Annotated in this window: 10 protein-coding genes and 1 pseudogene; 4 read left to right on the top strand and 7 right to left on the bottom strand. The window is 37.6% G+C overall.

Annotation, left to right across the window (positions count from 1 at the left end; genetic code table 11):
• Positions 1 to 108 precede the first annotated feature (108 nt).
• The 4 genes from K2F26_RS00045 to K2F26_RS25085 all read right to left on the bottom strand — a co-directional run bounded on the left by K2F26_RS00045 (position 109) and on the right by K2F26_RS25085 (position 3645).
• Positions 109 to 2793 (bottom strand): hybrid sensor histidine kinase/response regulator, encoded by a 2685-nt coding sequence (locus tag K2F26_RS00045; protein ID WP_220609870.1) that lies wholly within the window; start codon positions 2791 to 2793, stop codon positions 109 to 111.
• A 223-nt stretch (positions 2794 to 3016) separates the two neighbouring features.
• Positions 3017 to 3193 (bottom strand): adenylate/guanylate cyclase domain-containing protein, encoded by a 177-nt coding sequence (locus K2F26_RS24490; RefSeq protein WP_246605629.1) that lies wholly within the window; start codon positions 3191 to 3193, stop codon positions 3017 to 3019.
• A 23-nt stretch (positions 3194 to 3216) separates the two neighbouring features.
• A complete protein-coding gene (locus K2F26_RS24485; protein ID WP_246605479.1) occupies positions 3217 to 3405 on the bottom strand; it encodes a hypothetical protein in 189 nt (62 codons plus the stop codon).
• Positions 3406 to 3513: 108 nt separating this feature from the next.
• Positions 3514 to 3645: a hypothetical protein gene (locus tag K2F26_RS25085; RefSeq protein WP_302850034.1), complete on the bottom strand. Its 132-nt coding sequence runs from the start codon at positions 3643 to 3645 to the stop codon at positions 3514 to 3516.
• Positions 3646 to 3825: 180 nt separating this feature from the next.
• Between K2F26_RS25085 and K2F26_RS00035 the strand changes: the two genes are divergently transcribed.
• Together K2F26_RS00035 and K2F26_RS00030 are read left to right on the top strand one after the other, a co-directional pair.
• Positions 3826 to 5466: a DEAD/DEAH box helicase family protein gene (locus K2F26_RS00035; RefSeq protein WP_220609869.1), complete on the top strand. Its 1641-nt coding sequence runs from the start codon at positions 3826 to 3828 to the stop codon at positions 5464 to 5466.
• Positions 5396 to 6616: a DUF790 family protein gene (locus tag K2F26_RS00030; RefSeq protein WP_220609868.1), complete on the top strand. Its 1221-nt coding sequence runs from the start codon at positions 5396 to 5398 to the stop codon at positions 6614 to 6616. Before K2F26_RS00035 ends, K2F26_RS00030 begins: the two co-directional genes overlap by 71 nt.
• A 102-nt stretch (positions 6617 to 6718) precedes the next feature.
• Here K2F26_RS00030 and K2F26_RS00025 read toward each other — a convergent pair whose 3' ends face one another.
• Together K2F26_RS00025 and K2F26_RS00020 are read right to left on the bottom strand one after the other, a co-directional pair.
• On the bottom strand, positions 6719 to 7729 hold the full coding sequence (locus K2F26_RS00025) for an RpnC/YadD family protein (RefSeq protein WP_220609867.1): 1011 nt from the start codon (positions 7727 to 7729) through the stop codon (positions 6719 to 6721).
• Between the two features lie 40 nt (positions 7730 to 7769).
• Positions 7770 to 8507 carry a Uma2 family endonuclease gene (locus K2F26_RS00020; protein ID WP_220609866.1) on the bottom strand — a complete coding sequence of 246 codons (738 nt, stop codon included), beginning with the start codon at positions 8505 to 8507 and terminating at the stop codon, positions 7770 to 7772.
• 227 nt (positions 8508 to 8734) lie between these two features.
• Here K2F26_RS00020 and K2F26_RS00015 point away from each other — a divergent pair, with 227 nt between their 5' ends.
• Positions 8735 to 9079 (top strand): hypothetical protein, encoded by a 345-nt coding sequence (locus K2F26_RS00015; protein WP_220609865.1) that lies wholly within the window; start codon positions 8735 to 8737, stop codon positions 9077 to 9079.
• A gap of 49 nt (positions 9080 to 9128) precedes the next feature.
• Here K2F26_RS00015 and K2F26_RS00010 read toward each other — a convergent pair whose 3' ends face one another.
• Entirely contained in the window at positions 9129 to 12041 is a 2913-nt protein-coding gene (locus K2F26_RS00010; RefSeq protein ID WP_220609864.1) for a leucine-rich repeat domain-containing protein, read from the bottom strand.
• A gap of 232 nt (positions 12042 to 12273) precedes the next feature.
• On the opposite strand from K2F26_RS00010, the pseudogene K2F26_RS25080 reads away from it, so the two are divergent.
• Positions 12274 to 12378 (top strand): annotated as a pseudogene (locus K2F26_RS25080) (helix-turn-helix domain-containing protein); the annotation flags it as partial.
• Positions 12379 to 12395: the final 17 nt, after the last annotated feature.

Raw genomic sequence — 12395 nt, 5'->3', positions numbered from 1 at the left:
AGGGGAGCAGGGGGAAATTATTTGCATTTTCCCAATTACCAATTACCAATTACCAATTACCAATTACCAATTATCAATTGTCAATTGTCAATTATCAATTATCAATTATCATGTTCTTCCCGATAAATTAGCAACCACCGCTGCTAATTCTCCAGCATTCACTGGTTTAGGAATATGTAATTGAAAACCTGCTAATAAAGCTTGGGTGCGGTCTTCTGATCTAGCATAAGCTGTTAGTGCTACTGCGGGAATTTTCCCTCCTTCATTACTAGGAAGACTTCTGACTTTACGAATTAATGTATAGCCATCTTCTTCTGGCATTCCAATGTCACTAATTAATATATCTGGATGGAATTTTGATAAAGCTGTCATTGCTTCTTCACAAGAGGCAACAGCAGTCACTTGAGCGCCATATTGTCCTAAAATTTTAGTTAGTAAATTTCTTGTATCTGCTTCATCATCCACTACCAACACTCGCACATTTTCCAAGATTGATAATTGGTAATTCACAGAATTGCTATTTGTGAGAAATGGTTGTGATTTGGGTGTATCATCTTCATTAATCACGGCTTTCATTGGTAAATTGACGATGAAAGTTGCACCTTTTTCTAGTCCTGGACTGGTAGCGGAAACTGTACCTCCGTGCAGTTCTACTAAATGCCGAACTATAGCTAATCCTAATCCTAATCCACCATGCGATCGCGTGGTTGAACTATCAGCTTGATAAAAACGCTCAAATACATAAGGTAAAAATTCGGGAGCAATTCCCGCACCAGTATCACTGACTTGAATCTGCACACGGGACTTAATGCGCTGTATTTTTACCTGGACTATTCCCCCCTTAGGTGTAAATTTTACAGCATTGGAAAGCAAATTCCAAACTATTTGTTGCAAGCGGTTAGCATCACCTATCACTACTCCCACTGCTGGATCAAATTCCGACTCAATGCAAATATGTTTAGCATCCGCAGCAGGACGCAATGTGTCTATTGCTGCTTCTACTACTGGCACAAGTTCCACTGGGTACATATTTAAACGCAGTTTACCACGAATAATCCGAGAAACATCTAATACATCTTCAATTAACTGAGCTAAAGACCGACTATTGCGATCAATTGTTTCCAATGCTTTAGCAGTGGTAGCTTCATCAAATTTACGGCTTCTGAGCAACTGTGTCCATCCTAACATGGCGTTGAGGGGGGTGCGGAGTTCGTGGGAAAGTGTGGCTAAAAATTCATCTTTGATGCGGTTAGCTGCTTCTGCTTCAGTTCTTGCTGCTTTTTCTCGCGCTAATATTTGTTCTCTTTCTTGTTCTGCTTGTTTGCGTTCTGTAATATCAATCATGAACCCATGTAGCTGCTTTGGTCTATCTTTACCCCGCACCACATTCACTATATCATATAACCAAACCACTCTGCCATCTGCGGCTAACATTCTATATTCAAATTCGTAATTTTCCTCAGTTTGTGAACTCATTAGGCAATACTTAACTGCCCACTCTTTGTCATCAGGATAGATGTGTTCTTCCCAGAAATTATCATTGTAACAATCAGTTAATGAATAACCGAGTATTTCTTCTGTTTGCGGACCAATGTATGTAAAATTCCCAGTTTTAGGATCTGCTTCCCAAGGAATGACGCGCACTTTTTCTGTTAATTTGCGGAATTTTTCTTCGCTTTGTTTGAGAGCATTTTCAGCTTGCTTTTGTTCTGTAATATCTCTAATTAAAGCAACAAATCCTTCCACTTTTCCTTGATTATTGAATTGGGGAACGTAAGTCACGCTTGTATTATGTTCTGTACCATCTGGATGCAAGAGTTGATTTTCGTAGGTGATTTCCTTTCCAGATAATACTGTTTCTACATAGGAATAAATTTTTTCATAAACCGAATCTCCTAAAATTTCTTTTAGGTGTTTGCCATCCATTTGAGATGTAGGTATACCAAACCATTCTTCATATCTTTTATTATTAAAACGATAACGCTGTTGAGCATCTACATAGGAAATCTGTACTGGTAAAGAATCAGTGATCAAGCGCAGTTGTTCTTCCTGTTTTATCAGGGAATCTTCTGCTTTTTTGCGTTCACTCACATCAACAACAAAACCAATTACTTGATCTGAATTATCTTCTAATAAAGCTAAACCCAGTAAAACACTCACCCGACTGCCATCTTTGCGGATGTATTGTTTCTCAAAAGGTTGACAAACTCTTTGGTTTCTCAGTTCCAGTATTGAGCGATCGCTTTTTTCCAGATATTCTGGAGGTGTCATTTTTCGGCAGTTTATTCTTCCTGCTAGTAGTTCTTCTCGTGTATAACCCACCATGTTTAAAAAGGCATCATTCGCTTCTAAAATGCCGCCTTGTATATCGGTTATAATCACTCCAATGATGTTGGCATCTTTTAATCTCCGAAATCTCGCTTCACTCGCTGCTAGGTGTTTAAAACTTATTTCTAATTTCTGTTTAGAAGTACGTAATTCTGAGTTTAGCCAACTGATAAACATTGTCACCAGCGTAAACAATCCTAACTTAATTATACTGTCTGGATTCTCAACAGAAAATGAAAATTGGGGATCGATAAAAAAGTACCTCACAGTTATGACAGACAAAACAGTAGCTAATAATCCAGGCTTAATGCCACCATACCAGGTACTAACTGCTATAGCCGCAAAAAATATCAGAAAGATAGAGCGATCTAAAAATGGCTGCAACAGGAATGTTAGTACCAAGGCGATACCAACACATAAAATGGACACAGAATAGTTTGATAGAAGAGAAATTTTTCCTTTCAATTTAGCATCTCCTCTGGTGCTGCAAGCTACTTGCAGTCATGAAATTTGTGAGTGACAGGAATATAGCTCCAGACCTATTATGCAACAGGGCAATACAAAGCTTACATTTCTGGAATAGGAATCTACCTAAAGTAGTAAAAATCAATGCAAACAAACCTTTTCTAGTATAGTATACTTTCTCTGATTGAAATTATATTGTTAGCGGTGCTGATAGCAACAGAAATTATTGATTATTAAATTTTGCTCCCAGACGGATACGAAATGATTGATTTTGTTCTTCATTAAACTTAGCTACAGCCTGTTGCATATCTAAAGCCATATTTGCTAGGGACATAGCATGATCACTGTGATGATTAGGTAATCTAGCAACTGTCATGTAAGCATCACCAATAGTTTTGATTTTCTCGACTCCATGCAGTTCGGCTAATTCATCAAATAAGCAGAATATTTCGTTAATAAATAAATGCTATTTTCTACATAAAAATATAAAGGATGCTTAAATTCAGGATGATAAATGATGTATAATCCTAAATAGCAAACAATTGTGCCAAACTGAGAGATTAAATGAGTTTTCCATAATACAGGAATGAGTGTTGCTTGAGTAATAAACATCAAATTCCAAATATTAGTAAAAGGTTCTACAAAATCAAAAAAATAAAAATGAAAGATTCAATATTCCTACTTCAAGAAAAAATCGTTCCTATCCAACTCTTGAAACTGTCACCGTGGCGTAGCACCTGTCACTGGTCCTTCACAGATAACTTTTTCAGCAAACCCTATTTGCAAGTCCGATATTTCGGCAGTTAACAGCGCCTCTAGTTGGTTTATACCAAAATTTCTTTTGGGAATCATATTATGTCTGTTTTAATAGTTATCATATCTGTTAGGGCAGGGAATAGGGAATAGGGAATAGGGAATAGGGAATAGGGAATAGGCAAGAGGAAACGAGTTATTAGTGAGACATGATAATGGTATTATGCACTTTTTAGGTTATGAGTAATTAAAGATGAATGAGTTGGGAGACAACCTAACATGGGTCGCAACCCCACTTTAACTTTTGATCGTGGTACGTTAATTTTACATCCTCCTCCACGCTGCAAAGCTTGGATAGATTTTGCTACCTGGGATGATAGAATTGAAAAATTCCGCATTCCGGCGATTAGATACCGTTGTTTAGTCGAATCACTGCAAGCAGAAGATACTTTTTTTATTGATGAGGCCAAGGAATTTTCTCCTTTGGAGTTGGTCCCTAGTTTAGAAATGACTCCTTATCCCCACCAAAATGAGGCTTTAGCAGCTTGGAAGTTGGCGGGAAGACAGGGTGTGGTGGTGCTACCCACTGCGGCGGGTAAGACTTATTTGGCACAAATGGCCATGCAAGCAACACCCCGCACCACTTTAATTGTTGTCCCAACTTTGGATTTAATGCACCAGTGGTATGCACACCTAAAAGCGGCTTTTCCTGATGCGGAGTTGGGTTTGTTGGGGGGTGGTTCACGGGATAGAACACCTATTTTAGTGGCAACTTATGATAGTGCGGCTATTCATGCGGAAAGTTTGGGTAATAAATATGCGCTGATTATTTTTGATGAATGTCATCATTTACCCACAGATTTTAATCGAGTGATTGCGGAATATGCGATCGCACCTTATCGTTTAGGACTTTCTGCTACACCAGAACGCACCGATGGCAAACACGCTGATTTAAATATTCTCATCGGTAGAGAAGTTTACCGGCAACGTGCTGAAGATTTAGCAGGTAAGGCTTTAGCAGAACATCAAGTCATACAGATAAAAGTCAAATTATCTCAACTTGAAAGAGAAAGATATAATCAGTTAATTCAAACTCGCAATGATTTTTTAAAGCAATCTCGCATTTCTTTGGGCAGTTTACAAGGTTGGCAAACTTTTGTCCAAATGAGTGCGCGATCGCAAAATGGACGCAGAGCAATGTTAGCACATCGGCAAGCTAAAGAAATCGCTCTGGGGACTGATGGTAAGTTAAGAATTCTTGCTGATTTATTAGCTGAACATTATCCCTCAAGGGTGTTGATTTTTACGGCTGATAATGCTACGGTTTACCGCATTTCTCAAGAATTTTTAATCCCTGCTATTACTCATCAAACTCCTGTGAAAGAACGGCATGAAATTTTAACTAAGTTTAAGGAAGGTATTTATAATACTTTGGTTGCTTCTCATGTCTTAAATGAAGGGGTTGATGTTCCTGCTGCTTCTGTTGCTATTATTCTTTCTGGTACTGGTTCAGCGAGAGAATATACTCAGCGTTTAGGCAGGGTTTTACGTAAAGGTAATATGGAAAATAAACAGGCGATTTTATATGAAGTTGTGGCGGAAGATACGAGTGAGGAGGGTACTTCGGCGAGAAGGAGAGGTTTAAAAAGTATTGAACCACGAAGACACGAAGGACACGAAGAGAAGAGGGCAGAGAAGAGGGAAGAGAAGAATGAGAAGAAAGAAGATAATAAGAAGGATAGAAGGGGTAATTTAAGGGTTGTTTATGGGGGTGGTAAGGAAAGAGAAAATCAAAGGGATTTGCGGGCGGCTGAACAGTTGGAAATTAATTATTCTCTTAATAAGAAAGATGTTGACAACGGAGTTATTGATTCATCGTCAAAACGGGGAGGAAATTATCCCGAAGAGACTGAAACTTGATAATAAACATTTAGGTTTAGCTAGTGATTTAATTCAGTTTTTTCAGAATGCTGTGGAGAAGTCTCAAGGGGTTCTGGAACGTCAATTGGCTGATTTTGAGGGTGATACTACTGATTATCGAATGAAGCGGGGTTTGGCTTATATTCTGAAAAGTAGTTTTTGCACTTTTGAAGTAATTAGTCCCCTAGAACCTGCTATGTTAAGAGAACGGGTGTTTTCTCTGGCTGCAAAATCTGTCTCTAGTCGGGAAAACACAGATACAATTTTACAAAAAATCGCTGATCAATTAAGTCGGGAATTACAACGGGAAGTTTTACCTCTTCATGTTCATGAAGGTCTTTATGCTGATTTATCGGAAAATAAAATTTTAACTGCTTTTGATGCTCCTAAACCTGAAGATTTATTACATCGTTATAATTTGTCTCAGGTGCAAGGTGTGTTTTATAAAGCTACTCATTTGGTGTTAAATGCTCATCGCAATGTACCAGGAGAATATAAGTTATTGTTCCGTTATTTGAAGTTGTTTCAATTAATGGCTTATATTGAAGGTGATGCGGATCATGGTTTTACTATTAGTATTGATGGTCCGACAAGTTTATTTAGTCCTAGTACCCGTTATGGGTTGGCGATCGCTAAATTAATTCCTGCTTTACTTCATGTGACAAAATGGAGTTTATCAGCAACTTTACAAACACGAGATTTTTATACTAATGAATGGAAAACAGGTAGATTTACTTTAAATTCTGAATGTGGTTTAGTCTCTCACTATCCTCAAGGTAAGCCTTATGATAGTATGTTAGAACAATCTTTTGCTGATAAATGGGATAATTTAAAAAGTGGTTGGATTTTAGAACGAGAAGTTGATTTAATTCCTATTCCTGGTAGTGTGATGATTCCCGATTTTCGGCTGGTGCATCCTGATGGGAGAACTTTTTTATTAGAAATTGTCGGTTATTGGCGACCAGAATATTTACAAAAGAAATTTTCTCAGGTAAGGCGTGCAAATTGTGATAATTTAATATTAGCAATTTCTGAAAGATTGAATTTAGAAAAAGCAGGTGTGAAATTAGATAATGTTCCTGCTAGAATTGTTTGGTTTAAGGAAAAATTATTACCGAAAGCAGTTTTAGAGGTAATGGGTGATGAATAGGTGATGAATAGGTAATATCCCTGTCACCCAGATCCCCGAATTTTGCTTTCAAGTCACAATTTATTGACAGGATAATCAAATAAGTCGGGGATCTCATCACTCTTAATTATTACTGCTCAAATTCTCATTAATTATCTGTTGAAATTCCTCTAGAGAATTGACGCTAACACTAGGTAAAAGTAAATTTTCTAGCACAGACATATCATCAATTTGATTGATAGATTTTACGAGATCACCTGGTAAATTATCAAAGCGATTTTGCAGGATTTTGATAATATCTTGTTTGCGAGTTTCTTTTGCTCCTATTTGCTGACCTATTTGCTGACCTATTTGCTGACCTATTTGTTGACCAATTTGTTGACCTTTCTCTAAAGCCATTTCTTCTATCGGACTTAAAAAAGGCATATTGCGCTCCTTTTCGTATTGATTGAGTTTATTCTTAAATTCCAGTTCTAGTTGTGGTGGTAAGGCCATCATTTTATCCAGGAACTTACCTAAATTAATGATATCGAATTTAGTTAAGCCCCTTTCATATAAACCTCTGACTAAATTCCATTTCCATTGTTCTCTTTGGGTTAAATTGCTAGTAGTAGCTTTGGTTTTCAAATGTGCCATTACTACTGTAGCAAAGACATTATCACTCGCTGCTAATTCCTCCCACTGATAATCTAAGAGTTTCACGTTACTGAAAGTCATTTTAACTTGGCTTTCTCCAATACCGTATTCATAAGAATTTGGTCGCCAAGTTTTACTCTCATCTCCTAGTATAGCTAAACTGATGACGGGTTTATGATATAAATCAAAGGCGCGATAGTTATAGATAAACATTCGCTGAGAAAATGCTTTATCATATTGGCTTTGTACTTCAATATGAATCAAAATCCAAATTTCTTGGTTATCTAGTAACCAAACCTTATATAATTTATCCGCATAGCGTTTTTCTGTTGCGGAAGATGCTGTAATCTGTTCTAATTCTTTATCGAGGGAGATGGGGGTTTTTTGCCAGTTAATTTGTTGATGAAGATAGGGGTAAAAGAAAGATACAAAAGATTCAAAGTATTGTGATATTGCTTCTTTCCATGTTTCGTCATAATTGGCGGTAGTTTCATTCATTCAAGCACCAGGGAAAAAACTATTAAAAAACTATTATGTACTAAATATTAGGATCTATACCATGAGAACGTAATATTTCTTCTAAACGTTGCGATCGCAATCTTTCAGATTCAGCTTTTTTCCTTTCAAATTCAGCCCTTTGTCTTTCAAATTCTGCCCTCTCTCTTTCCTGTTGCAGTAGTTCTTCTGCTGTTAAATATCTCTTTCCTTGTTCATCATACCAATATAACCATTCTCTGGTAATTCCTTGATATTTTCCTTCTTCTCTACCTATTCCTAAATTGATTTCTGATAACCATACTGCTTCACCTGGCAATAATTGATATTTGCCATTTTCTAATTTATAAACCTCTAACCTTTGTTTCCTTTTTCTTAATGGGTTATAAATCACATAATATAAAATTCCTAATTCTGCATATTCTTGTTTCTTTTGGGTATATTCTCCCCTTCTAGTTTGAGATACTACTTCTAACACCATGATTGGTAGTTTTTGTTCTTCCCATAACACATAGGATAAACGTAAATCTGAGTCAATAATTCTCGGTACACCAATACTCAGAAATCCATCTGGTACTATTGCTGGTTTATCTGGATCATAATATATTCCCATATCTACGCCAAAAAACCAATCCATTCTTTCTGACCAAATTAAGGCGAGTATGGTTTTTAGTAACCCTGGTATTAAGTCTTGTAATTCGTTATCCACTGGTGTATCGTCTGAATCTGGTAAATCTTCAGCAGAGGGTAAACATTGCCGAAGATCATATTTTAATAACATAACTTCTCAAACCAATCAATGTTTATTTTTTACAATATAACATATATAATACATCAAGAATCATTGAATGCAGATAAACACAGATAAAGATGAATAATTAATTCAATGTCCAAAATATAAAATTTTCCTTAATTTTTAATTATATGTAACTTAGCAATACAAATCTATCTAGGGCATGATTTATAATTATCCCCAGTTAGAATATTTTTATGGAAAAAAGCAAACCCATGAAAACTAAAATTTCTGTCACTTTAACAATTATAGCGGCTGTTTTTGGTGTGAATAGCACCGTTTACGCACAATCAACTGAGCAAGTTAATCAAGAGAATTTTACTTTAAAAGGTGATTCTTTAGTTGATATTAATGATCGTCGTGCAGAAAATGATTTTAGCAGATTTTTTAATCAACAAAATAATCAAGGTGCAGAAAATAATACTTCTGAAGAATTGCCCTTGAGTGAATCAATCACAATTCCTGATGCTCCTATTTTTCTGCAACCAGCAAATCAAAATCTGAATGAAAATGATGGTTTACAGTTGCAGTTTGACTTGAGAGATAGTAATAGTAATTGATACTCCCTGACAAAAAACTAAAACTTCATAGAACCCCGCATATTCAGGACTAATTCTTAATTAGTTCTATGCCTAATTTGCTTCCTATTTCCATCACATTATTTGCAAAGTCTGCCATACCAGCTATCCCCGCAAAAGTTACAGTAGCAGCAGTTCCTAAAGCTGCTAGACGCTTTGTTAGTCTGGGTAAATTGCGTTTTGGTTCTGGCTTTTTAATTTCTTCTTCTACATCATCAATATCAATAATAATATCGTCGTGGATTTCTGGGGGAAATTGGGCGGCAGTTTGGCGCATATTGCCGATTAGTTGTAGAATTTCGTTGATGTTTGCGCCGTTTGTTTGATTTAAGTCACCGACTTTTTGACTAGCGTTACCTGTGATTTCGCTGTCAATGTTAACGATGCCTAATTGTGCGCCTGTAAAGTTGTTTGTGTTATTTGTCATGGGTTTATTGTTATTATCAATACTGTTATTGTTATTAATTATAACGTTAACTCCCTGTGGATTAACTATTTGTGATTGTGATTGGCGACGGGATTCTAGTGACTCGTAACCATCAAGCAGTTGTCGCAAATTGAGTTTGAGTTTGAGTTCACCAATAACTTTATCGGTTTCTCCCATTTCTTCAAGTCCGAGTAGTTCTGAGTATTTGAGTGGATCGTGTTTAGGGTAGCCAGGAACAGGGACCCATTCGGTAATTTCCAGGTTGGGGAGGGTATTATGGATTTTTTGAAATTCATTGCGAAGAATACCAAGAAATAAACGCCTTGTTTCTTTACGTCCGCTAATAGTGATAAAGATTTTTTTGTCTTCTGGATCGGCTTTGATGCGAGCAATGTTGTAGATTTCGTTGTATTGTTGATATTGCAACATTACCCCACTGCGCCAATAGATTGAGTTATAAATTTTGTCGTGGGTATTAACAATAAAGCGAGAGATGATACTTTCCGGGAGAACTTTGTAATGGTATTGAAATTCCAGGGTTTCCCCTTCTAGTTCTGTTTTCTCTGGTTGATCTTTGGGCAAAAGTCCCGCAATTAAGAATTTTTCTGGTTTACATTCTAGTTGAAAACAAAGTTCAAATTCCTTCATCAGATTGATCAAATATTTATGACGCTGGGTAGGATAGCGTTCTGGGTCAAGAATACGACTGATATCGTCGTGGGTGAAAATGCCTTTGCTTTTAGTTTTCAGAGTTTCATCACTCAGGAGTGCATAAATACCTTCTGTCACCCAGTTGGGTTTGAGGACGTTGGTATCTTTAAGGATGGAATGATCACGGAAGTTGAGAACTAAGCCGAGACGATGCAGCAGGTCTATCAGTTGTTCTTGGTTTTGTTCTTCGGGAATTTTGTTTTCGTGACAGATACCGATGTAGCGGTTGTAGGTGATGAAGTCTTGGGGCATGGTTTCCAGTTGTTGTTTCACTTCAAACCATGAGATGGGTAGAAGATCGTAGACTTCTTTGAGGTTGGCGATTTCCTGGAAAATAGCGGCACGAAGTTCATCAATACCAATATTGTCTTGGCAGGAAGTTTCGATAATGGCTTGGATGTTAGGATATTTTTCGCGTAATGCCTTGCGGTTAATGTCTAGGCGTTGTTCGTCTTTTTTGTTGCCAACTATAATTACGGGGGACTGGCCGCCAAAACTTTCAATGAGTTTCAACCAATATTCAATGCGGTTTTCTTCTTCGCTGGTGCGACAGTTGCAAACTAGGAGATAGAGACTACGCTTAGTCAGAAAAAACTGATGGGTGGCGTGATAAATTTCCTGTCCGCCAAAGTCCCAAACATTGAGACGGATGTCTTTGCTATCTATTTGTACATTCCAAGTTTCTACATTCAGTCCGTGGGTTTGGGATTGATTTTTGTCATATTGATTGCGGATTAACCGCTCGATCAGAGATGTTTTACCGACGCTACCTTGTCCCACAAGCAAGAGTTTAGCTTCATGTAATGGTCGAGTTTCACTTGTGCGAATTTGCCTCAAGTAATTAAAAATCTCTTTTGCATTTTTTGTATTCAGAACTTCTAAAGGTATCTCGGTGATTTGGTTGTTTCTAAGGTTAAGTTGGGTGAGATTGGTTAATTTGGCGATCGCCTCTGGTATCTCGGTGATTTGGTTGTGATAGAGGTAAAGCTCGGTGAGATTGGTTAATTTGGCGATCGCCTCTGGTATCTCGGTGATTTGGTTGTTATAGAGGTAAAGCTGGGTGAGATTGGTTAATTTGGCGATCGCCTCTGGTATCTCGGTGATTTGGTTTTCACTGAGGTCAAGCTTGGTGAGATTGGTTAATTTGGCGATCGCCTCTGGTATCTCGGTGATTTGGTTTTCACTGAGGTCAAGCTCGGTGAGATTGGTTAATTTGGCGATCGCCTCTGGTATCTCGGTGATTTGGTTGTTATAGAGGTAAAGCAGGGTGAGATTGGTTAATTTGGCGATCGCCTCTGGTATCTCGGTGATTTGGTTGTTATAGAGGTAAAGCAGGGTGAGATTGGTTAATTTGGCGATCGCCTCTGGTATCTCGGTGATTTGGTTTCCACTGAGGTAAAGCTGGGTGAGATTGGTTAATTTGGCGATCGCCTCTGGTATCTCGGTGATTTGGTTTTCACTGAGGTCAAGCTTGGTGAGATTGGTTAATTTGGCGATCGCCTCTGGTATCTCGGTGATTTGGTTTTCACTGAGGTCAAGCTTGGTGAGATTGGTTAATTTGGCGATCGCCTCTGGTATCTCGGTGATTTGGTTTTCACTGAGGTCAAGCTTGGTGAGATTGGTTAATTTGGCGATCGCCTCTGGTATCTCGGTGATTTGGTTTCCACTGAGGTAAAGCTGGGTGAGATTGGTTAATTTGGCGATCGCCTCTGGTATCTCCGTCAAATTTTTCCCCGACAAGTATAACTCTTGCCAACCCTCAGCCGCAGCGCGATCTATCAGTGCCAATAACTCATCCTGCGTCATAATTCCACGGTCAAGGGTAAGAGAAAAGAAGATTAATGAAGATTATTTTATACTGATCAGAGCTTGTCCTAAGTTGACAATTTACTAGACAAACCTATACAAGTACATACAAAACTACAAGTATTTGAAGTATACATGGAATAAGTTGACTAAAAAATTAAGCAAAATGTGTCAGAATTAAATAATAAAGTATAGTGTTGAAAATGGCTATCGCCACGCAAGCTATCAGCAAATGCTTTTATCCATCAAAACAAAACTCAAGTTAAATAAAACCCAGGAAATATTAATGGCTAAACACGCTGGTATAGCAAGGTTTACCTATAATTGGGGTTTAGCTACTTGGCAGGATTTGTA

Origin of the sequence: Sphaerospermopsis torques-reginae ITEP-024, assembly GCF_019598945.1 — a bacterium.
Classification (GTDB): domain Bacteria; phylum Cyanobacteriota; class Cyanobacteriia; order Cyanobacteriales; family Nostocaceae; genus Sphaerospermopsis.
The sequence above is the reverse complement of the archived record's forward strand: the minus strand, read 5'-3'. Positions and strand labels throughout refer to the sequence as shown.